The sequence below is a fragment of the Oceanobacillus sp. B139/18 genome, from assembly GCF_055524595.1.
The window spans coordinates 180374-202070 of the sequence record NZ_JBVFXI010000001.1 but is presented as its reverse complement, the minus strand read 5'-3'; the positions used below and the strand labels follow the sequence as shown (position 1 = coordinate 202070).

Annotated in this window: 22 protein-coding genes; 10 read left to right on the top strand and 12 right to left on the bottom strand. The window is 38.5% G+C overall.

The features are described 5' to 3' along the window. Nucleotides 1–21: 21 nt before the first annotated feature. From ACZSMY_RS00935 to ACZSMY_RS00925, 3 genes are all read right to left on the bottom strand, one after another. Nucleotides 22–999: an alpha-ketoacid dehydrogenase subunit beta gene (locus ACZSMY_RS00935; RefSeq protein ID WP_042535270.1), complete on the bottom strand. Its 978-nt coding sequence runs from the start codon at nucleotides 997–999 to the stop codon at nucleotides 22–24. Nucleotides 1000–1002: 3 nt separating this feature from the next. After that, nucleotides 1003–2085, bottom strand: coding sequence for a pyruvate dehydrogenase (acetyl-transferring) E1 component subunit alpha (gene pdhA, locus ACZSMY_RS00930; protein WP_193063284.1), 1083 nt, complete (start codon nucleotides 2083–2085; stop codon nucleotides 1003–1005). Between the two features lie 799 nt (nucleotides 2086–2884). Then, nucleotides 2885–3568: a YkyA family protein gene (locus ACZSMY_RS00925; RefSeq protein WP_465147406.1), complete on the bottom strand. Its 684-nt coding sequence runs from the start codon at nucleotides 3566–3568 to the stop codon at nucleotides 2885–2887. Between the two features lie 373 nt (nucleotides 3569–3941). Here ACZSMY_RS00925 and def point away from each other — a divergent pair, with 373 nt between their 5' ends. The 4 genes from def to ACZSMY_RS00905 all read left to right on the top strand — a co-directional run bounded on the left by def (nucleotide 3942) and on the right by ACZSMY_RS00905 (nucleotide 7544). Further along, nucleotides 3942–4493, top strand: a complete 552-nt coding sequence (def, locus tag ACZSMY_RS00920; RefSeq protein WP_193063280.1) for a peptide deformylase — start codon at nucleotides 3942–3944, stop codon at nucleotides 4491–4493. A 451-nt stretch (nucleotides 4494–4944) separates the two neighbouring features. Beyond that, entirely contained in the window at nucleotides 4945–5154 is a 210-nt protein-coding gene (locus ACZSMY_RS00915) for a DNA-dependent RNA polymerase subunit epsilon (protein WP_042535278.1), read from the top strand. Between the two features lie 2 nt (nucleotides 5155–5156). Continuing rightward, nucleotides 5157–6824, top strand: a complete 1668-nt coding sequence (gene rnjA / locus ACZSMY_RS00910; RefSeq protein WP_193063279.1) for a ribonuclease J1 — start codon at nucleotides 5157–5159, stop codon at nucleotides 6822–6824. 96 nt (nucleotides 6825–6920) lie between these two features. Beyond that, the gene (locus ACZSMY_RS00905) at nucleotides 6921–7544 is read left to right on the top strand and encodes a methyltransferase (protein WP_465147405.1); all 624 of its coding nucleotides are present in this window, start codon (nucleotides 6921–6923) and stop codon (nucleotides 7542–7544) included. A gap of 76 nt (nucleotides 7545–7620) precedes the next feature. Here ACZSMY_RS00905 and ACZSMY_RS00900 read toward each other — a convergent pair whose 3' ends face one another. The 7 genes from ACZSMY_RS00900 to cbpB form a co-directional block, all read right to left on the bottom strand. Beyond that, the gene (locus ACZSMY_RS00900; RefSeq protein WP_193063275.1) at nucleotides 7621–8283 is read right to left on the bottom strand and encodes a potassium channel family protein; all 663 of its coding nucleotides are present in this window, start codon (nucleotides 8281–8283) and stop codon (nucleotides 7621–7623) included. A gap of 139 nt (nucleotides 8284–8422) precedes the next feature. Further along, nucleotides 8423–10153, bottom strand: coding sequence for an ABC transporter ATP-binding protein (locus tag ACZSMY_RS00895; protein WP_374705732.1), 1731 nt, complete (start codon nucleotides 10151–10153; stop codon nucleotides 8423–8425). 114 nt (nucleotides 10154–10267) lie between these two features. Continuing rightward, nucleotides 10268–12016: an ABC transporter ATP-binding protein gene (locus tag ACZSMY_RS00890; RefSeq protein WP_193063272.1), complete on the bottom strand. Its 1749-nt coding sequence runs from the start codon at nucleotides 12014–12016 to the stop codon at nucleotides 10268–10270. Nucleotides 12017–12237: 221 nt separating this feature from the next. Next, nucleotides 12238–12678, bottom strand: a complete 441-nt coding sequence (locus ACZSMY_RS00885) for a TlpA family protein disulfide reductase (RefSeq protein WP_193063271.1) — start codon at nucleotides 12676–12678, stop codon at nucleotides 12238–12240. 145 nt (nucleotides 12679–12823) lie between these two features. Then, nucleotides 12824–13948, bottom strand: coding sequence for an N-acetyldiaminopimelate deacetylase (locus ACZSMY_RS00880; RefSeq protein WP_465147404.1), 1125 nt, complete (start codon nucleotides 13946–13948; stop codon nucleotides 12824–12826). Nucleotides 13949–13964: 16 nt separating this feature from the next. Beyond that, nucleotides 13965–14672, bottom strand: a complete 708-nt coding sequence (gene dapD, locus ACZSMY_RS00875) for a 2,3,4,5-tetrahydropyridine-2,6-dicarboxylate N-acetyltransferase (protein WP_465147403.1) — start codon at nucleotides 14670–14672, stop codon at nucleotides 13965–13967. A gap of 320 nt (nucleotides 14673–14992) precedes the next feature. Further along, nucleotides 14993–15442 (bottom strand): cyclic-di-AMP-binding protein CbpB, encoded by a 450-nt coding sequence (gene cbpB / locus ACZSMY_RS00870; protein ID WP_042535293.1) that lies wholly within the window; start codon nucleotides 15440–15442, stop codon nucleotides 14993–14995. Nucleotides 15443–15945: 503 nt separating this feature from the next. Between cbpB and ACZSMY_RS00865 the strand changes: the two genes are divergently transcribed. From ACZSMY_RS00865 to ACZSMY_RS00855, 3 genes are all read left to right on the top strand, one after another. Beyond that, nucleotides 15946–16794, top strand: a complete 849-nt coding sequence (locus ACZSMY_RS00865; protein ID WP_042535295.1) for a metallophosphoesterase — start codon at nucleotides 15946–15948, stop codon at nucleotides 16792–16794. Nucleotides 16795–17051: 257 nt separating this feature from the next. After that, the gene (locus ACZSMY_RS00860) at nucleotides 17052–17624 is read left to right on the top strand and encodes an SCO family protein (RefSeq protein WP_042535297.1); all 573 of its coding nucleotides are present in this window, start codon (nucleotides 17052–17054) and stop codon (nucleotides 17622–17624) included. A 345-nt stretch (nucleotides 17625–17969) separates the two neighbouring features. Then, nucleotides 17970–18440 carry a YkyB family protein gene (locus ACZSMY_RS00855; protein ID WP_042535299.1) on the top strand — a complete coding sequence of 157 codons (471 nt, stop codon included), beginning with the start codon at nucleotides 17970–17972 and terminating at the stop codon, nucleotides 18438–18440. A gap of 85 nt (nucleotides 18441–18525) precedes the next feature. Here ACZSMY_RS00855 and ACZSMY_RS00850 read toward each other — a convergent pair whose 3' ends face one another. Both ACZSMY_RS00850 and ACZSMY_RS00845 read right to left on the bottom strand, forming a co-directional pair. After that, nucleotides 18526–18849, bottom strand: coding sequence for a hypothetical protein (locus tag ACZSMY_RS00850; protein ID WP_042535301.1), 324 nt, complete (start codon nucleotides 18847–18849; stop codon nucleotides 18526–18528). Between the two features lie 181 nt (nucleotides 18850–19030). Beyond that, nucleotides 19031–19195, bottom strand: a complete 165-nt coding sequence (locus tag ACZSMY_RS00845; protein ID WP_084613003.1) for an FbpB family small basic protein — start codon at nucleotides 19193–19195, stop codon at nucleotides 19031–19033. A gap of 116 nt (nucleotides 19196–19311) precedes the next feature. Between ACZSMY_RS00845 and ACZSMY_RS00840 the strand changes: the two genes are divergently transcribed. From ACZSMY_RS00840 to ACZSMY_RS00830, 3 genes are all read left to right on the top strand, one after another. Continuing rightward, a complete protein-coding gene (locus ACZSMY_RS00840) occupies nucleotides 19312–20469 on the top strand; it encodes an aminotransferase A (RefSeq protein ID WP_042535303.1) in 1158 nt (385 codons plus the stop codon). Nucleotides 20470–20650: 181 nt separating this feature from the next. Continuing rightward, entirely contained in the window at nucleotides 20651–21112 is a 462-nt protein-coding gene (gene lepB / locus ACZSMY_RS00835) for a signal peptidase I (RefSeq protein WP_084613052.1), read from the top strand. A gap of 444 nt (nucleotides 21113–21556) precedes the next feature. Next, nucleotides 21557–21679, top strand: a complete 123-nt coding sequence (locus ACZSMY_RS00830; RefSeq protein ID WP_193063269.1) for a YjcZ family sporulation protein — start codon at nucleotides 21557–21559, stop codon at nucleotides 21677–21679. Nucleotides 21680–21697 lie beyond the last annotated feature (18 nt).

Here is a 21697-nt window from a genome sequence, read left to right as displayed (position 1 = left end):
GGATTTGACCTCCTAAATAATTTAGAAATTGATTACTTCGTTTACTCTTTCAACAATGTCTTTATGGTCTGGCAGCCATACTTCCTCTGCATCAGAGAATGCATAAACTGTGTCCGGTGCAGTAACACGAAGAATAGGAGCTTCTAAATGTAAAATTGCTCTTTCTTGCACTTCAGAAATAACTTGTCCAGCGATACCAGCTTGACGCTGTGCTTCTTGGACAAATACGACACGATTTGTTTTCTTAACAGACTCTAAAATGGTGTCATAATCTACTGGAGAAACCGTACGCAAGTCGATTACTTCTGCTGAAATACCATCTTTCTCTAATTCTTCAGCTGCTTTTAATGAAGAATGCACCATTGCGCCATAAGCAAGTAACGTAACGTCAGTACCTTCACGTTTTACGTCAGCTTTTCCAAGCTCTACGGTATAATCTTCTTCCGGAACTTCCCCGCGGAAAGAACGGTATAACTTCATATGCTCTAAAAATACAACCGGATCATTATCGCGAATTGCAGAAATAAGCAGTCCTTTTGCTTCATATGGTGTAGATGGAATAACTACTTTCATACCCGGCTGTTGTGCAATAAGACCTTCTAAAGAGTCCGCATGCAGTTCAGGCGTGTGAACCCCGCCGCCAAATGGTGCACGAACAGTAATTGGCGCATTGTAATGGCCGCCGGAGCGATAACGCAAACGAGCCATTTGGCCGTTAATCGAATCCATTACTTCATAAACGAAGCCGAAAAACTGGATTTCTGGAACCGGACGGAACCCTTCCATTGCTAAACCAATGGCTAAGCCGCCAATTCCTGATTCAGCAAGCGGCGTATCAAATACACGGTCTTCGCCGAATTCATCTTGAAGACCTTCCGTAGCACGGAAAACTCCGCCATTTTGTCCAACATCTTCACCAAATACAAGCACGTTTTCGTCATTTTTCAGCTCAACGCGCATTGCATCAGTGATTGCTTGAATCATTGTCATTTGTGCCATGATTTATTTCGACTCCTTTGCTTGATAGATTTCTTTTTGCTCCTGTAAATGAGTTGGAAGCTCTTCATACATATTATCAATTAAATCGGTAACTTTTTGTTTAGGCTGTTGTTCAGCTTGTTTAATTGCTTTTTTAATATCTTCTTTCGCTTCGTCAATTACTTTGTTCTCATCTTCTTCTGTCCAAAGCTTTTTACCTTCGAGGTATTTACGGAAACGAACAAGCGGATCTTTTTGCTCCCACTCTTTATCCATATCTTCTGTACGGTAGCGAGTTGGATCATCACCAGACATGGTATGCGGTCCAAAACGGTAAGTTAATGTTTCGATTAAGGTAGGACCTTCACCTGCTACTGCACGGTCACGAGCCATTTTAGTTGCTGCATAAACTGCTAAAACGTCCATGCCGTCTACTTGAATTCCTTCAATTCCGGCAGCAACAGCTTTTTGAGCTAATGTTTTTGCATTGGTTTGTTTTTCTACAGGAACAGAAATAGCAAAACGGTTATTTTGCACAACAAAAATAGCAGGAGCTTTAAATGCGCCAGCATTGTTTATTCCTTCGTAGAAATCACCTTGAGAAGTACCGCCGTCACCTGTATAAGTGATTGCTACATTCTTCTTGCCGCGTTTTTTCAAACCAAGTGCTACACCAGCTGTTTGAACATACTGTGCGCCGATTATGATCTGCGGACTTAATGCTCTTAATTCATCCGGATATTGGTTTCCGTGAAAATGTCCTTTAGAGAATAAGAAAGCCTGGTATAATGGAAGCCCCTGCCAAATCAACTGTGGAACATCACGATATCCCGGTAAAATAAAATCATCTTGCTCTAATGCAAATTGACTTCCTAACTGAGAAGCCTCCTGACCGGCAGTCGGCGCATAGAAACCTAAGCGTCCTTGACGGTTAAGTGCAATGGAACGCTGATCAAGTATACGTGTATATACCATGCGTCTCATTAACTCCTTCAATTCATCATCTGATAAATCAGGGAGATCATCTTTGTTTACAACTTTTCCATTTTCATCTAGAACTTGGAACATTTCGAATTGGTTTTCAATATTTTCAAGTACCTGTTTCAAAATGATTCACCTCTTCCTTTCTTATATCAAAATTAAGTATTCTTTTACTATTCTACCCTTAAACAATAAAAATTACATACTAATACCTTTACCCTAATGCAGAAATTTTTAATCTGTATTATTTTATCACTACTGTTCTAAAAGGACGAGCAATAGAAAGTAATACAATTTTTATCTCCTATTATCTTAGCTCATTTTTTATGGATGGTCAATCAGTTTGTTTCTTGTACATTGATATATTATCCAAGGGTTTGCTGCTCCCTGCTCCATCAAGTAAAAACTGTATTACTATGTAAAAAAACTGTATCAATTTTGTATCATTCCCTGCATAAAACATCGTGCTGTAATTTTTTCTTTGCAGCATACATATGCTCCATAAGAACATCCGATCCTACCCGCTTAAGAAAAACCAAGAATACCGCTTGGTCTTTAAAACATCAGTGTTCTCGCCGAAGAGATGTCCGCTGCGGGAAGTCGCCCCCATCTAAGAAGAATTAAGTTTTATTTGCTTTTTCACAAGAAAATAACGCTAATTCTAGCGACGCTTTTTGATGGGACGAGTAATCGAAGTCCCAACTTTAGCTCTGTCTACACCTATTGGCTTGCCAATCAGCAAGTCTTCTTTAAAGGAGACTGAGCTCGTGCTCACGGAAAGCGCAGTGTATTTCTGGGGCCTGAGATTACTCAGCCCATGAAACCTGTTGGAGCGGCTATATTCAGCATTTTTTTATATACTTTCCTATTCTTCAAAAAAACCTCCTGCGCAGGTTTTTCCTGAGCAGGAGGTGCTTAACGGTCATTATTCTTCTGTATCGGCATCTGATTCGTCTTCATAACTTACATTTAAACCCGATGCTTCATAAAATGTACGTTTTGCTTCATTATAGTCAGCTGTCAATTGATTAAATTCTTCATTCAATGCAATAATTCTTTCATAATTTTCATTTAAAGCTTCTAAATGACCGGTTACTTCATCCTGTTCAAGCTCTTCCTGCTGCAGCATTTCATATAACTCTTTTTCCTGGTCGACGGAAGTTTGATATGTATCATTTAAATCATAGTATGTTGTATATCGCTCTATCATGATGTCATACATGCTTTCTGCTTCCTGCTGAACATTTTCATCCTCTAAATCAGAGATAAGGGACTCCACTTGTTCAAATTCTTCTTGAGAAGCTTCAATGCTTTCTCTTTCTTCACCAAGCTTTTCCTGCTTTTGTTCAACGATAGAAATGGCTTCCTGTGATAATTCTTGAATCTGATCAAATTGCTCCATATCCAGCTCCACAATCTGACTGAATATTTCCTGTTCCTGCTGCTCCAGTTCTTCAATTTCCTGCTGCTGCGTTTCATATCCTTTTTCTATTTGAATTGCTTCTTCAAGATGATCATGTATTTGTTCTTCAGCAGATTTACTGCTGCATGCAGCAATGAATAATAAAGAAGAAATAATAATTGCGTATAAATAACCTTTTTTTGACACAAAAAAACCTCCAATATGTACGTTTCTTTTTGTTTTTCCTATGTATCCGTTTTTTAAACTATATACGACTAAAATTGTAACATATGATGCGAAGTTCAGGAAAGACTAGAGCAAAACCTTTTACATCCTCCCCTCCTATTTTATAATATGAAATATCATCCATGTTTAAATTTATGTGTTATGATAAGCAACAGACCTGTCTCGCATTATTTTATAATTTAAGCTAACGTGTTCAAAAGGAACGAACGATTTTCAATGTAGCGAGAATCGCTTCGCTCTGGAAAAGCCAATAAAAGAATTTGCCGCTTATTCTTCAGGAACCTTTTGAACATCCTCTATAACGTAAATAAACAGATATAAAGGAGTCGTACACATGATAACAATGAAAGATATTGTCAGAGAAGGACATCCTTCTTTAACAAAAAAAGCCGCTAAGGTAGATGTGCCGCTGTCTGCGGAAAACAAACAATTATTAGAAGATATGCTTCAATTCTTAAAAAATAGTCAAGATGATGAAATAGCTGAAAAATATAATTTAAGAGCCGGAGTAGGTCTGGCTGCCCCTCAGCTTGGCATTGAAAAACAATTGATTGCACTGCATTTTGAAGACAGCAAAGGGAAAAAATACAGTATGGGACTGGCCAACCCTAAAATCATCAGTCACTCTGTAGAGCAGGCATACTTGCAAAATGGAGAGGGCTGCTTATCTGTTGACCGTGTTATAGAAGGATATGTCCCAAGACACGCTCGTATTACTATAACTGCAACAGATATAAATGATAATCCAGTTAAATTGCGTTTAAAAGATTATCCGGCTATTGTTTTTCAACATGAAATCGATCATACAAACGGTATTATGTTTTTTGACCGGATCAACGAAGGGAATCCTTTTGCCATTCCGGATAATTCCATTGAAATCAATTAATTCAGCGCTCCCGGAAAATTCTTTTCAAACTGTATAAAATTGCTGATTTAGACGATGATAGAAATAGTTTAGCAAACACGAACAAAGGAATATTTTTTATTATTTATCGTTTTTTATTTAATTCTTTCCAATTTCGTACTATACTATAGATAAGAGGATTGGACGGTAGAGGGTTAAATTTGCTTTTCTATATTATCGGAAGGAGAAGTGAGTCCTTATGCTGAAACGTCTTAAAGAGAAACTTAAAAAACGTTTGAAGGATTTACTAGGCAAAGAGGGACGCGTACCAACTACTAATAAATAATGAACAGCCAAATAAGAATATCATTCTTAATTAGAAAAGCCATTTTTCAGGTGAGCTGACGGAAACTTGCCTTTTATAACGGAATACAACACATCGTATGAATAACCCTGACTAAATATAGTTTTTAAATTTTAAAGGAGAGATGAAATGATTTTTAAAGTATTATATCAGGCATCACGTAAAGAAGTGCCTGTAAGAGAACGTACGGAGAGCCTCTATGTAGAAGCTGAATCCGTCAGAGAAGCAAGATCAAAAATTAGTGACCGCGATATTAACATTGAGTACATTCAAGTATTAGATGAGGCACATCTCGAATACGAAAAAAGTACCGGCAATTTTGAAGTGGAGAACGTATAATAATGAAGTTTGTAAAAAATGATCAGACGGCTGTATTTGCCCTGGGTGGACTTGGGGAAATCGGCAAAAATACGTATGCAGTTCAATTCCAGGATGAGATTATCCTTATTGATTCAGGAATCAAATTCCCTGAGGATGACCTTCTTGGTATTGATTATGTAATCCCGGATTACACCTATCTTGTGCAAAATCAAGATAAAATCAAGGGTCTTTTTGTTACACATGGTCACGAAGATCATATTGGTGGAATCCCATTCTTATTAAAACAAATTAATGTGCCAATTTATGCCGGAAAATTAGCTCTCGGTTTAATTCGTAATAAATTAGAAGAACACGGTTTATTACGCAGTACCAAGCTAATTTCCATTCAAGAAGACGATGTGATAAAATTCCGTAAAACTTCCGTTAGCTTTTTCCGTGTTACACACAGTATTCCAGATTCATTTGGTATTGTTGTAAAAACACCACCTGGAAATGTCGTTCATACCGGCGATTTCAAATTTGATTTCACACCAGTCGGTGAACCAGCAAACCTTGCTAAAATGGCTCAAATTGGCGAAGAAGGAGTATTATGCCTCCTATCCGATAGTACGAATAGTGAAGTACCTGGATTTACAATGTCAGAAAGCGTCGTTGGTGAAAGCATTCAGGATATATTCAGCCGTGTTGACGGCAGACTGATTTTTGCTACGTTTGCGTCTAATATTTATCGCCTCCAGCAAGTAGTTGAAGCGTCCGTGAAGCATAACCGTAAAGTTGCTGTCTTCGGAAGAAGTATGGAATCCGCGATAAACATTGGCCAGGAGCTGGGTTACATCCAGGCACCTAAAGATACGTTTATTGACGGAAACCAAATTAATCGTCTTCCGGCAAATGAAGTGACGATCCTCTGTACTGGTTCACAAGGCGAGACGATGGCAGCACTCTCTCGAATTGCTAATGGAACACATCGGCAAATTCAGCTTATTCCTGGAGATACCGTTGTATTTTCATCCTCGCCAATCCCGGGGAACACTGTCAGCGTAAGCAGAACTATCAATAAATTATACCGTGCAGGAGCGGATGTTATTCACGGAAAACTGAATAATATTCATACTTCTGGTCATGGAAGTCAAGAAGAGCAAAAACTGATGCTTCGTTTAATCAAACCGAAATTCTTCATGCCGATTCATGGGGAATATCGTATGTTAATCGAGCATATGAAATTAGCTGAATCATGCGGGGTCAAAGAAAATCATTCCTTTATTATGGACAATGGAGATGTACTGGCCCTTGGAAAAGACCAAGCTGCGATTGCAGGTAAAATCCCGTCCGGATCTATCTATGTTGATGGAAGCGGAATTGGCGATATCGGGAATATTGTTCTTAGAGACCGCAGAATTCTATCTGAAGAAGGCTTAGTAATTGTTGTTGTAAGTATCAACATGAAAGAATTTAAAATTGAATCAGGTCCAGATATCATTTCTCGCGGTTTTGTCTATATGCGTGAATCAGAAGACCTTATCAACGATGCGCAAAAACTTGTCTCTAAGCATTTAGAAAAAGTAATGGAACGCCGTACAACACAATGGTCTGAAATTAAAAATGAAATTACAGATACGATTGCTCCATTCTTATATGAAAAAACGAAACGTCGTCCAATGGTCTTACCAATCATTATGGAAATATAAAGAACAAAAGCTCCATTCTCCTGAAAAATTATTTTTGGAGAATGGAGCTTTTCTTTAAAATGGGCGGCACTGCTGTCCAGAAAGAGGTACTTGTTTATGAAGGATAAATATTATGATAAGCTGTTGCAAATTCATACCATCGAGGATAAGAAAACAATCTATCCTGAATCACATCATTACAATCCTTATGAGCCGACTCCATACAGCGCTTTGGAAAAATTAACGAAAAATTATACGCTTGATAAACAAGGCGCTGTCATCGATTTTGGATGTGGAAAAGGACGTTTAGCCTTTTATCTTGATTTTTTTCAGCAGATATCGGTAACTGGCATTGAAATGAACACGCATTTTTTTAACGATGCCCAGCATAATTTACAAACATATACACAATCAATAAACGCTGAGGATAAGCGGACCGATATTCAATTTATTTGCTGCTTGGCAGAGGAATATAAAATTCGTGCAAAGGATAATCATTTTTATTTTTTCAATCCTTTTTCTGTACAAATTTTTAAGCGCATTACCTCTAATATTTTAAAATCAGTTGAAGAGGCCCCGAGGATGGTAGATATTATTCTATATTACCCTCATGATACATATATTCAATTCCTTGAATATGATAGCCCTTTTGAATTATTGCAGGAAATAAAACTAAAAGCATACTGGCTGAATCCAGACGAGCGCCTTCTTATCTACCGCTTTGACAATGAACAGCTTTAGCTGATAAATTGGAAAAGGCCCTTTCACAAAGATATTCAATGTGAAAGGGCCTTTTAAAGAGGGCGCACTTATATAGTTAATCAAAAATAAATGCTTTTTCAAACCGGTTAATATCCTGATCTGCCCCAATCACAATAAGTATATCTCCTTCATGGAGAGGCTCATCTGCTTCAGGGGATACATCAATTTCTGATCCTCTTTTTATCGCAACAATATTACACCCAAACTTTGCCCGGACATCCAGTGTAATTAAATTTTTACCAATCATTTTCTTGCCTGCGATAACCTCTACGATGCTGTGCTCGTTGGATAGCTCCAGATACTCTAAAATATTATTCGATATAAAGTTATGTGCCAGCCGCTTGCCCATATCTCTTTCCGGATGAACGACATGATGAACGCCAATCCGATTCAGGATTTTTTCATGATAGTCATTCTGGGCCTTCACCGTAATCCTTCTTATTTCTAAATCAGTCAAGATAACTGCGGCGAGAATACTTGCCTGGATATTTTCTCCGATAGCTACGATAACATGATCAAAATTGGTAATCCCTATCTCTTTCAGGGCATCTTCATCTGTCGCATCAAGTCCGACGGCATGATAAGCAATATTTTTATATTCATTGACCTTCGTCTCATCCGAATCAATGGCGAGAACATGCATTCCTTTATCGCTTAGTTCTTTACAAATGCTTCCGCCAAATCTTCCGAGACCAATTACTGCAAAATCTTTTTTCATAACAAGGAACCTCCAGTCTTTCATTTCTATATATTAACATAATGTAAAACATTATTCAGCGGGGAATTTTACTTTATCTTGCATTGCGATAAAAGAAAGAAAAGAACAGCCACAATTGCAGCTGCTCCCTTCCTTTTATTTATATAGCATCCAGCATCGTGAATTGTGATTTAACAAGTTCATAATATTTTCCATGCTGCTCCATTAATTCCTGATGATTTCCATATTCTAAAACCTCTCCCTGCTCCAGAACATAGATGCAGTCTGCTTCTCGAATCGTAGACAGACGATGGGCAATAATAATCGATGTTCTTCCTTTTAATAAACGCTTTAACGCCTTTTGAATCTTTACTTCTGATTCAGTATCAATACTTGCTGTAGCTTCATCCAGTATAATGATGCTTGGATTTGCCAAAAGCGCCCTTGCGAAGGACAGTAATTGCCTTTCACCGGCAGAAAGAATATTCCCCCGCTCCTCTACTTCTGTCTCGTAACCATTCGCTAATCGGCTGATAAAACTGTCTGCTCCAACGACCCTTGCCGCTTCCTTTACTTCTTCATCCTTTGCGTCCGGTCTGCCGAAACGAATGTTTTCCATAATCGTTCCAGAAAAGATAAACGTATCCTGAAGAACAACACTAATCCGCTGTCTTAGACTGTCTAACGTCACGTCCCGCAGATCATGTCCGTCAACTTTTACTGCTCCAGATGTAGGATCATAGAAACGGCTGATCAGGTTGGCAATGGTAGACTTTCCGCTTCCTGTATGACCAACCAAGGCTATTGTCTGGCCTGCCTCCATCTTCAAGGAAATCTTTTTTAATGCCATCCGATCTGCATTATAAGCGAATTCGACTTCATCAAATTCAATCTGGCCATCCATCTTTTCAAATTGATACGCGTCTTCTTTTTCTTCCACATTAGGCTGTTCATCCAAAAATTCAAAGATACGCTCGGAGGAGGCCATTGCCATTAGCAGCTGATTATACATCTGACCCAGCCTGGAAATCGGCTCCCAAAACATCCCTAAAAAGAATGCAAAGGAAATAAACGTCCCTAATTCAATCGTTCCGTTCAAAATTAAGTAAGAGCCAAAAGCGATTAATATAATGGTCCCGGCTGCGTCACAAATATCTACAAGCGGACGGAAAAAAGCACTTTTCTTCGCTGCATCACGGGAGCTGTTAAAGAAGCCTGAATTTACACCATCAAAGAATTCCGCATTCTCTTTTTCTTGAGAGAAGGATTGAGTAATACGCATTCCCTGCAGTCCTTCATTTAAATGTGAATTCATTCTCGATTGCTGCAGGCGGACCAGCTGCCATGCTCTTCTAATTTTTCTTCTTAATGCAGTTGATATAATAAACATCAGCGGAATGACGATTACCACCGCCAACGCCAGAGGCGGGCTCATTATAAACAGGATAATAATAATGCCGCTCAACATTAAAATATCCATCAACAGATTAATAATTCCGTTGGTAAATAGTTCCTGCAGGGAATTAATATCATTTAAAATCCGGACTAGGATAGATCCTGCCGAGCGGTTATCGAAAAACCGATGTGACAGCCTCTGTACATGGGAAAATAGCTTTTGCCTTAAATCATAGATTACATTCTGCCCCAAAATATTTACCCATTTGATCCGGAATCGATTGGCGATAAAACTGATAATATAAAGAATAGCAATCCCTGCAACTAGATAAACTAACAGATTTCCATCATTCTGGGCAATCGCAATATCCACAGCTACCTTTCCAATCAGAATCGGTATAGATAATCGGACAGCTGTAGCAATCATCATTGCAATAATCGCACCTGGCAAGTATGTTTTGGAATAAGGCTTTAAGAACTGAAGCAATCTCCACATCTGTTCCCAGTTAAACGGCTTTTCAATTGTCTGGTCTATTGTATAGTGAAATCGCTCCAGATGATTACTTTGCTTTTTAGCTTCTTTTGCTTTTGCCAATATACGCCGCCTCCCTTAATTGACCACACTCATAATCTCTTCGCGGTCTTGATATTGGATATTATAAATACGTTCATAAGGACCTTTATTTTTCAACAAGAAGTCATGAGTGCCCCGTTCAACGATTTCCCCGTCTTCCAGCACTAAAATTTCATCTGCATGCTTTAAAGAGGAAATACGGTGCGCAATAATAAAGGATGTTCTGTTCTTCATCACTTCGCGCAATGCCTTTTGAATCTTATGCTCCGTCTGCATATCAACAGCAGACGTTGCATCATCTAATACAAGAATACTCGGATCGATACAAATGGCTCTGGCTATAGCTATCCGCTGTTTCTGTCCCCCGGATAGCCCCATTCCTCTTTCTCCCAGAAGCGTATCATATCCTTTTGGAAGCTCCATGATAAAATCATGCGCTTGCGCCATTTTTGCCGCTGCAACAATTTCTTCTTCCTGAATTCCTGGTGTACCATAAGAAATATTTTCTTTAATGGTTGTGGAAAAAAGGAACGGCTCCTGCAGAACAAAACCAATTTGGCTGCGGAGACTCTTCAGCTTATAGTCCGAAACAGGGCGCCCATCGATTAAAACTTCCCCCTCTTCCGGTTCATAAAACCGTGTAAGCAGCTGGGTAATACTTGTTTTTCCTGCGCCTGTTGCGCCGATTAACCCGATTGTTTTGCCCGGCGGGGCATCGAAGCTGACATGTTTTAATGCTTCATCATCTTCCTCGATATATGTTAATGTGACATCCTTAAAGGTGACATGACCTTGAATATCAGCATCCATCGCACCAGTCTTTTCTTCGATATCTTCAGGCGCTTCGAGGATCTCCAGCAGCCGCTCTCCAGATGCTTTTGCCTGTGAAAATTGATTAATGATAAATCCTAAGTTCATAAGCGGTCCCATGATAAACCAGACTAAACTGAAAAAGGCCATTAATTGTCCGGTCGTCATGGATCCATTTATGACAAAAAAACCGCCAAACGCTAATAAAACAACGGCGCTGACATTTCCGATAAATTCCATCACCGGAAAATACTTTGCCCACAAACCTGATGTAAACAAATATTTTTGGCGGTAATTATCATTACTTTCAGAAAACCTGCCAATCTCAAAGTCTTCTCTTGATAATGATTTAACCGTATTCATCCCGCTTATATTTTCCTGTACTCTTGTATTTAACTTTCCAAAGGAGCGCCTGATATTTCGAAAGGCCGGATGAACCTGCTTATCAAATTTATAAACAACAAATGCCAGAAACGGCATCGCCGCCATTGTTATAAGTGCTAGAGGAATAGAATAATAAAACATAACCGAAATACTTATCAGCATCAACGACACAACGCGAATCAATTCTGCAAAACCTACCGAAAGAAAGAAACGAAATCCTTCGACATCTGCAGTCAGCCGGGACATAATATCCCCTGTTTTGGCATTATCATAATATTTAAATGCCAGCGCTTGCAGCTTATCGTATAATGATTCACGCAGCTTATATACAGAGGTCATTCCAAATAAATCACCCAGGTACTGAAAGAAAAAAGTAGATACACCCTTTATCATCATCAACCCTAAGAATACGCCACAAATATAAGGAATCAGTCCATATCTCTGTTCAGCAACTACTTCATCGATTGTAATTTGCAGGATAATCGGATAAACAACCGTAATGCTGGTAACGATAAGCATACAGATAATCGACCAAATAAAATACTTTTTATAAGGCCAATAGAAATGCTTCAGTTTTTTAAAGGTATTCAAAATTAATTCCCCCTTTCCACTAATCCGTAATAACTAATATAACGGTTTCCGAAATAAATTTCCACTGTTTTGTGAAATTTTTTTGAAAATTTTTGATAAATTTTTTAAGACAGCTTTTGTTGCGTGATTTCTATCCGTGAAATATTTTTAAACCATCCATAATCTGCTCCTTTTGCACAAAAAAACTCCATCCCGGAAAGAATAGAGTCTATATATTTTATTTATTTTGTATTGATTAATCGTCTCAAACGCTGTTCTACCAAACTTGTAGAAGGTTTTCCAATTTGTTTGAACCGCAGCTTTTCCTGTTTATCAAATAAGTATAACGCAGGTACATAACGGAACTGAAATATATCATCCAATTGTCCAGTTACATCATCTAAATATACAGCATCAACATGCAGCTGATTTAGTTTATTTTTTATTTCAGGCAGGCTGATTTGTTCACCATCTAAATATGTGTGAATCAATATAGTAATCACTTTTTGGTATTTGATTGGAGGAATAGCAGCCAGCTTTTGCAAGAAATAACCACAGGATGAACAGCTAACAGACCAAAATATAACAAGAATCGGCTTTCCGCTAGAAAATAACAGGGATTGATTACTTCCGGGCAATGGTTTGAATTTAGATAAATCAGGGAGGGCATCATAAATCTGCATGAGGTCACTCCTTCCTATTTTCTCTTTAACTGATATATGATGAGGGAGGAAGATGTATGCATTTGATTTTAGAAGAATAGAGCATATAAAAAAGATTTCCCCCATTACAAGAGAAAATCTTTTTTATTAAACCCTAATATACCTGTCAAACACTACCAATGGAGCGGATATAGGTTTCTACAGCTTCCGCCCCTACAGAAAGCGCAGCTTCATCCGGGGTTAGCTTCGCATGATGCAGTCCATATGGAGAATTTACCCCAAGCCAGAACATAAATCCTGGAATCTCTTTTAGCATATCTCCAAAATCCTCTCCAGTCATTGCTGCAGAAGCCTGAACATAAGTAATGCCCGTGTTTTCCAGAGACGTTTTAAAGAGCTCCACATATTTTTCTTCATTTACTACCTGGTAATAATTCGCTCCATAATCGACATTTATTTGGCAATCATAGGCTATTTCAAATCCTTTGATCAGCCTCTCCAGCTCTTCCTTCACCAATATGATGGAGGAAGCTTCTGTCGTTCGAATGGTTCCTTCCAAACGAGCTGTCTCCGCTATGGCATTCTGAACAAATCCGCTCTCCATTTTTCCAATCGTAACGACGGAACCGTCTAACGGATTTAACCTTCTGGAGACAATTTGCTGAGCCTGCACAACAAAATTACTCGCTGCTACGGTCATGTCCTTCGCTAAATGCGGATAGGCAGCATGGCCGCCAAGTCCTTTAAAATCCAGGAACAGCTCACTCGTATTAGCAAATAAAAGTCCAGATTTAGAGGATACCTGACCAACTGGCAGCTCTGGAGCAATATGCAGTGCAAAAATCGTATCTGGTTTCCATGCAAGAAATTCTTCTGACGCAATCATCGGCTTTGCGCCGCCCGGGCCTTCTTCAGCTGGCTGAAAAATAAATAGCACATCATCCTTTACAGGCTGTTCAATCAGCCTGTTGAGTGCTGCCAAAGCAATGGTCATATGGAAATCGTGTCCGCACGCATGCATTTGTCCCCTATGCGTTGAAGCAAAGTCGAAGCCTGTGTCTTCCAAAATGGGGAGTCCGTCGATATCAGACCGAAAACCAATCCGCTTTGTTGGATTGGTTCCAGATACATGTACTAAAATACCGGTCCGCCATGTTCTCACTTCAACACGATCTGTCGCCATTTCTTGAATTTTTGCGAGCAGGTACTTTTGCGTCTTTTCCTCCTTGAAACCTAATTCAGGAATCTGATGCAGTTCCCTGCGGATCGTTTGCAAATCAATTGCTGTCATAAAGTTTTCATCTGCCTTAATTATCTAATTTACGAAGCTCTTGTTTGATTTCTGTTTTCGATTTTGTCTGCTCATCGATATCTTTTAAAACTCGGGCAGGTGTACCACCGACTAATGTGTTTGGTTCTACGTCCTTGGTAACAATAGATCCTGCTGCAACAATAGAGCCTTTTCCAATCGTGATTCCTTCAAGGACAACAACATTTGCGCCAATTACCACATCATCTTCTACGATAACTGGTTTAGCAGATGGCGGCTCAATTACGCCGGCAAGGACAGTACCTGCACCAATATGACAGTTCTTTCCTACAGTAGCTCTCCCGCCAAGAACTGCATTCATATCAATCATCGTTCCTTCACCGATAACAGCACCAATATTAATTGATGCACCCATCATGATTACAACACCATCGCCAATTTCTACCTGGTCACGAATAATCGCACCCGGCTCGATACGCGCATTGATATTTTTTAAATCCAGCATTGGGATAGCAGAGTTACGGCGATCATTTTCAATAACATAATCTTCGATAACAGCTTCATTATCTTTTAAGAATTGCTCTACTGCTTTCCATTCTCCAAATAATGTACCGCTTTTCGCATCAACAAATGCCTTTATTTCGTTCTGTTCAGGAAGCTTGTCCAAGTCTCCCTTCACGTATACTTTTACAGGTGTGCTTTTCTTACTATTAGAAATAAATTGTATAATTTCATTTGCATCCATAATCAACTACTCCTCCATTTTCTATAATCTCCTTCTTACTTTAGCAGACGCCATCTTCATCGGCAACTAATATTACTGTAAGAAAAACCAAGAAAACCACTTGTTATTTAAAATATCGATGTTCTTGCCAATCGCTAAGTCTTCTTCAAAGGAGATGAGCTCGGGGCCTACGAAAGCGGAGTGTATTTCTGGTGCCTAAGATTATTCCCCCATGGAACATGTTGAAGCGCTAAATTCAGCATATATATTTCCTAACATGCAAAAAAATCCCCATGAAGCAGAATAAACTATCGCTCTTCCACGTCATGGAGACATTGTTATTATTTTTTATATGCATTCATATAAATATCTTTTTTTACTTGCTTCAATATTGCTCTTCTTGTTAAAATACCATCAAAATAACCATCTTTATCTACTATACATACAAATGGATGGTCAATGGAAGCATTCAGCCCGTCTAGTAAACTATTTTCTCTGGTTAAGGTCGGTACATTTGCAGCCATGGCGTCCATTACCCGAATTTCTGATAAGCGTTCCATTTCAAAGCTTTCAATCCCGAGTACTTCATTCAGGATAACGGTTTTTCCGATAATCCCGGCAAATTTATAGGTTGCATCAAGTACTGGCACTGCTGCATAGCCGGATTTCATTAATACCAGCAATGCATGTTCTAAAGGATTATTGAGCTGGACATGCGCTACCTTTTCAGCAGGTATAAGGACTTCACTGATTTTCATATCTGACAATTGTTTATCTTGCGTTGTACTCACCTTATTTACCCCCTTCTTCATATAAAGACGATTGAAATTCAAAGATGCTTTTAACTTATTAGAAATGCTGTGAAAGTAACCCGGTAGATACATCTTCTTCCAAAACGTTTCTGCGAGACCTGCTCTATCTTCATCATAAAAGTTCACGGGTGTTATCTGCGAGGATAATTACCCATAAACGGTCACCTTAAAGTATATTACTTGATTTTTCGTTATACACACACTTTTAGTTTAACATACTTCTGCGGTTCTCTCCCAGTGATTGTATCAGCAGATTCCTCATTTGGAAGAATATTGCTCCTAAAAAAGTGCCTTCACATATTTCTACAGAAGAATTATGTCCGAGTAAAACGCGATAAATCAGGTCTTTAAAAGCAGTAAGAATGATTTTACTGTATCTTAAATAAAAAAGTATAAAACTTTACCTATTTGCCAAATGAAAAAAAGCTTCTATCCGTGCTATAATTTTCGTATTGGTTTATATGCAGAAAGGAAATTATACAATGAATCGCAGAACATTTTTAAAAAGGTCTTTAGGAAGCTTATTAACATTATTTGGTTTGAGCGGCGGAACGTATTTTTATGCTCGTGAGATAGAACCTTCTCTCCTGAAAATCACAGAAGAATCAATTACATCTCCACAAATTCCCAACGCTTTTAATCAGTTTAAAATTGTGCAATTTTCCGATACCCATTTAGGTTTCCATTATAGCTTAGAGCAGCTCGAAACTCTTGTTACAAAAATTAATAATCTGGAACCCGACTTGATTTTATTTACAGGGGACTTAGTAGACGAACCTAATAATTATCACTGGGACGACAGTCTCATCCGTATATTACAGCAGCTGGAGGCGCCTGAAGGAAAGTTTTGGATTTATGGAAATCATGATCATGGGGGCTATGGAACGGATATTTTATACGAAACCTTTGAAGCAGCTGATTTTACCTTGCTCCAAAACAATGCCTCCCGTATCCATCGTGAGAATGCTTCCTTTCTGCTGGCTGGACTGGATGATGCAATGCTTGGGAATCCGGATGTCAGTCAATCGTTAAGAGATCGGACAGCTTCTGATTTCACCATTCTTCTTGCGCACGAGCCTGACCTTGCCGATATGGTGAAGGATTATCCTGTGGATATTCAATTATCAGGTCATAGCCATGGAGGGCAGGTCCGATTACCTTTTATTGGCGATTTATATACGCCGGCGTACGCAGAAAAATATGTACAAGGGAAATACACTGTTTCAGATAGATTGACATTATACGTGAACAGCGGGATTGGAACCACCCGTTTACCTTATCGATTCTTCTGCAAACCGGAGCTGCATGTATTTACATTACATCCAAATTAATGCTTTACCTGCAGAATTTTTTGTTTCTTCATGGGATAACCTCGATTTTCGCCTGCAGCAGCGATTGGAGAATCACTATTAAAGGGCTCGATTATCCTTCAGCTTGAAAGAATTGGATTGCAGTAAAATTTTATCGAAAGAAAGATATCCGGGCAGCCCGGTTTAAAATGTCATAATTCCTTCATATGAGAGACTTTTTCAACATTTTCCCCAATGCTATAATGAACATAAGATACAGTAGGAAAGGGTTTAATGATATGAGACATTATTTATTACTTATTGGTTTATTTTTCGTATTAGCAGGCTGCGGACAGGGTTACGCTATTGAAACAACCATGTCAGAACAAGTCCCGGAATTTGAGTATACGACACAGGATGAAGAACAGCTCTCCCTTGAAGATTTAAAAGGAGAATGGTGGATTGCTGATTTTATCTTTACAAACTGTACCACCGTCTGTATGCCGATGACATATAATATGGCTCACCTGCAATCCATGATGGAAGAGGAAGGCATCGATGCACAGATTGTTTCTTTTAGCGTAGATCCAGATTTCGATACCCCTGAGGTATTAAAGGATTATGCCTCTAACTATGATGTGAATTTCGATAATTGGTCTTTCGTCACTGGTTATGATTTTGAAACGATCCGCGAATTTTCCATTAAGCATTTTAAAAACCTTGTTCAAGCCCCCGCAGAGGGAGATGATCAGGTTCTCCACGGGACATCTTTCTTTCTAGTCAGCCCGGAAGGTGAAGTTGTCAAAAATTATGATGGAGTGGAATTTGATAACATGGATGCAATTCTTGATGACTTAAAAAAAGTAAATTAGACAGCACGATATTTCAACAAAGCATTCCCACAGCACTAAAATGATATTTCTTCTTGCTCATCTGAAAAGACCTTAGCCGCCATGCGAGGGTCTTTTTTCTTCTCTGAATTCGGAAATTACTATCATGCCTTCCTAATAATCTACAGTATATTTTTCTCAGCACGTGCTTATGCGCGTAATCCTTGCTGGCGCAAGCATTATTCAAGCTTTTATTTTTCACCCGGCACAAAACAAGTGCATTTGTTCGTATTTTTTCGATATAGTATTGAAATTCCATAAATTTTAAGTTAGAGTATTAATTAAATATAGATTGATTGAATCCTTTTTTAAAGGGAGAGACTAAAAATGAAACATGACGTTGAGGTTGAAAAGCTGGCGCAGGCTTTATTTGTTATTAATAAGCATGCAAAAACGGCTCCTGACCCGAAGCAGCTGTATCAATTAAAAAAACAAGCCATCGAAAAATTATTAAAAGAGAAAAAAGCTTCTAAAAAAGGGTTGCATTTTTCTGACCATCCCAAGCTTAGCAATCAACATTCTACAGTGCTTATTAAGGTTGGAGAATATTGCTTCCATATCCCTCCTGCCAAAGAGGATTTAAAACATCTGAAGCATCTGGGTGCATTAGACCAAAGCTATCGCAACCCGCCTGTAAAAATGTCTTTATCTCAAGCTAAACGGCTAATTTGTCAGTATATTAACTGGAAGCAGGAAAAACCAAAATCGACCCCTGCCAAAAAACATCGCTCCAGCTATTACGTACCTTCTTCGTTAGGAAAAATGGATTGGCCTCCTGCACGCTCTAAAAAGAAATAAGGAAGCTGGCCAGACATTAATCTTTGGCCCATCGTATATAAACATTTTATTGCCGTATTAAAAAGAAAATAACATTTGCCGAAGATTATTTTCTTTTCAATAAAAATTGATGCAATAATGGAAAAATAGCTAAGCAGATGCCTAAAAAAGCGAGGCTTTGCATAGCAGCCCTTAGAAAGTGCCAAGCATCCCTTTCCTGGATGACAGCTGTTATAATCGTTAAGCTAATCACAATAATGCTTGCACCGATATATGCCAGAAACCGCATCATTTGCTTTCTAACCGCCCATTGATATATTTTTTTCGTCAGATAGTACACAGCTGTACTGCATAACAGCATCATAATGACATAAATATAAGTAATATTAATTCCAACATTTCCGATAGATACTATCCCTGACAGCAACATGTTCTCACCTTTTCTTTCTGATTTCGCTGCTATTCAGTTTCGTCATGTTGAAACGATTTTATACGGCGGTAAAATCCCTTATTTTATAAAGATGATACAATAAGAACAGGGCTGCTTCAAAATCGTTTTTTTATTCCTCTTCCCTCTCTCCAATAAAAAACCGCTTTAGCAAGGATTTCTCCTACTCAGCGGTTAATTCGTTTTTATTCTTTTTATGATTCAATAAAAAAGCTTCTTGTTTCTTGTCTAACTTCTCTTCAATTTGTGATATACTTTTCTCATCGTTTAATAATTCTTGTCTATTCATGTCAACAAGCTGTTCGAAATTAAGAGATCTTGGTCGCATATTGTATTCTCCTTTTATTTTATTCTATATTTTTATTATACCCAATTTCATTCGTATTAATCCAAATTATTTGAACATTTAATGAAAATTTTACTTTTTAAGCGTAGGTGATTATGTTGAAGCATTTAATAAATAACAATGTAAAAAATATTGAAATATCGGGAATCCGTAAATTCTTTAATCTGGTTTCTGATGAAAAGGACGTCGTTTCTTTAACAATCGGACAGCCGGATTTCCATACTCCGGATAATGTAAAAAATGCAGGAATTCAGGCGATTGAGAATAACTTCACAACGTACACACCGAATCAAGGAATCTGGGAGTTACGAAAAGCCATACATACCTATTACAAGACAAATTATGAGCTGGCTTATCAGCCGGATTCGGAAATTATTGTTACTTCTGGAGCATCTGAGGCAATTGATATTACTTTCCGGACCATCCTTACACCTGGGGATGAAGTGATTTTGCCAAGTCCTATTTATCCGGGCTATGAACCGCTGATTACGCTCGCTGGCGCCAAACCGGTTCATGTAGATACAACTAATACCGGGTTTAAGTTTACTCCGGAAGCATTGGCAGATGTTATCAATGAAAATACCAAATGTATTGTTCTTCCTTCCCCTTCTAACCCGACTGGTGCAGCCTATTCTAGAGAAGAATTAGAAGCTCTTGCCGGAGTGATTAAAGGGAAAGAAATATTTATTTTATCCGATGAAATCTACAGTGAGATTGTTTTTGATTTTGCCCACACATCGATTGCTTCGATTTCCGATTTAAAAAATCAAACCATCGTTATCAACGGTGTATCTAAATCACACTCCATGACAGGCTTTCGTATCGGATACACCCTTGCTCCTGAATGGATATCAGAGCAAATGTTAAAGGTTCACCAATACAATGTATCTTGTGCTGCTTCCATCAGCCAATACGCTGCTTTAGAAGCAATGACTACTTATCAGGAACACACGGCATATATAAAAGAAGTGTTTAAAAAACGAAGGGATTATGTGTATGAACGTTTGACAGGCATGGGATTGGAGGTTGAGCAGCCGCAGGGCGCATTTTATATTTTTCCAAAGCTGACATTAAATGATATGAGTTCATTTGATTTAGGGCTCTCCCTGGTCCGGAACGCCAGAGTCGCTCTTGTTCCAGGCAGCAGCTTCTCTAAAGACGGCGAAGGCTATATGCGTCTAAGCTATGCCTATCACGAGGACATTTTAAAAGAAGGATTGGATCGATTAGAAGCATACCTGTTAAATAAAAAGTAAATGGATATTATTTCTCTTCCGCAATATATTTTTCAATTGTTTCCACTGGCATGTTTGCGCAAAATCGCGTAAACATGCTACGATAAAAGGAGACTATGCACGTTTTGGAGATGAGTTAGTGGAAAATACCGATCAAAAAAAAGAATGGGTAGGCTGGCTGAAGGCAATTATTATTACGATAATGCTTGCTTTCTTTCTCAGGACATTTATTTTTGCCACTTCCATTGTAGAAGGAGAAAGCATGTATCCCACTCTTCAGGATGGAGAGCGTGTCATTTTTAATAAAATTGTTTACACGATAGATGACCCTGGCAGGGGCGATGTGGTCATCATCCATCAGCCGCCAAAAAACTATGTAAAACGTATTATCGGGATGCCCGGAGAAACAATAGAAATTGAAAACAGTCAATTATATATCGATGGTCAGGCCTATCAGCAGCATTTTTTAAGCGATGAAGTCATTGCACAAACTAATAATTTTGGTCCGTTAGAAATTCCTGAAAATAATTATTTTGTCATGGGAGACAATCGACTGATTAGTAAAGACAGCCGCAATGGACTTGGGTTTATTCCACGAGATGATATTATCGGCAAATCTGAATTAATTATTTATCCTTTCAACGAATTTGGCTGGATAGACTAAAAGCAGAACACTGGATTCTTATTTTCTTCAAGAAAATAGAAACAGCATTCTGCTTTTATAATGGCGGAAAGACTACTCTCTATCCATAACGCAATAACCAATATTCAAAACAAGAATCGCAAAACAAACCACACCGAAAAGCATTTCCATCATGAAGCACTCCCTTCGCCTATGTACAAAATATGATTACTCATTTCACTTATATAATTCCATTTTATCAATATCTCTACATAAAATAAAGTAGAAAATGTAATTGCATGCTGTTTGCTGAGTAATTCCTGTATTCTTTATTACTTGCTGTATAAATCTCCTGTCTTTTATAAAGCCTGCTGAAACAATAACAGAGGAAGTATCAGAACGCTGCTGTTAAAAAACTAGGCAAACGTCTATACACATTTTATCTATCTGCATACAGTAATACTGTAAGTTCAGGAGGTGAAAAGCATGGGCTATGGATATGGTGGCGGCTACGGTGGCGGCTATTGTGGCGGCTACGGAAACGGCTTTGCGTTGATTGTTGTTCTTTTCATTTTACTAATCATCGTAGGAGCTGCATTTTACTGCTAAACACAAAATGGCTTGTGC

Coding starts and splice junctions, on each gene's coding strand:
- ACZSMY_RS00900 (WP_193063275.1), bottom strand. CDS start 8,283: ATGAAAAAAGATTTTGCAGTAATTGGTCTCGGAAGATTTGGCGGAAGC.
- ACZSMY_RS00915 (WP_042535278.1), top strand. CDS start 4,945: ATGATTTTTAAAGTATTATATCAGGCATCACGTAAAGAAGTGCCTGTA.
- ACZSMY_RS00830 (WP_193063269.1), top strand. CDS start 21,557: ATGGGCTATGGATATGGTGGCGGCTACGGTGGCGGCTATTGTGGCGGC.
- def (WP_193063280.1), top strand. CDS start 3,942: ATGATAACAATGAAAGATATTGTCAGAGAAGGACATCCTTCTTTAACA.
- ACZSMY_RS00935 (WP_042535270.1), bottom strand. CDS start 999: ATGGCACAAATGACAATGATTCAAGCAATCACTGATGCAATGCGCGTT.
- rnjA (WP_193063279.1), top strand. CDS start 5,157: ATGAAGTTTGTAAAAAATGATCAGACGGCTGTATTTGCCCTGGGTGGA.
- ACZSMY_RS00860 (WP_042535297.1), top strand. CDS start 17,052: ATGAGACATTATTTATTACTTATTGGTTTATTTTTCGTATTAGCAGGC.
- ACZSMY_RS00845 (WP_084613003.1), bottom strand. CDS start 19,195: ATGCGACCAAGATCTCTTAATTTCGAACAGCTTGTTGACATGAATAGA.
- dapD (WP_465147403.1), bottom strand. CDS start 14,672: ATGGATGCAAATGAAATTATACAATTTATTTCTAATAGTAAGAAAAGC.
- ACZSMY_RS00895 (WP_374705732.1), bottom strand. CDS start 10,153: ATGTGGAGATTGCTTCAGTTCTTAAAGCCTTATTCCAAAACATACTTG.
- ACZSMY_RS00905 (WP_465147405.1), top strand. CDS start 6,921: ATGAAGGATAAATATTATGATAAGCTGTTGCAAATTCATACCATCGAG.
- ACZSMY_RS00880 (WP_465147404.1), bottom strand. CDS start 13,948: ATGACAGCAATTGATTTGCAAACGATCCGCAGGGAACTGCATCAGATT.
- ACZSMY_RS00850 (WP_042535301.1), bottom strand. CDS start 18,849: ATGTTGCTGTCAGGGATAGTATCTATCGGAAATGTTGGAATTAATATT.
- ACZSMY_RS00855 (WP_042535299.1), top strand. CDS start 17,970: ATGAAACATGACGTTGAGGTTGAAAAGCTGGCGCAGGCTTTATTTGTT.
- lepB (WP_084613052.1), top strand. CDS start 20,651: ATGCTTGCTTTCTTTCTCAGGACATTTATTTTTGCCACTTCCATTGTA.
- ACZSMY_RS00885 (WP_193063271.1), bottom strand. CDS start 12,678: ATGCAGATTTATGATGCCCTCCCTGATTTATCTAAATTCAAACCATTG.
- ACZSMY_RS00865 (WP_042535295.1), top strand. CDS start 15,946: ATGAATCGCAGAACATTTTTAAAAAGGTCTTTAGGAAGCTTATTAACA.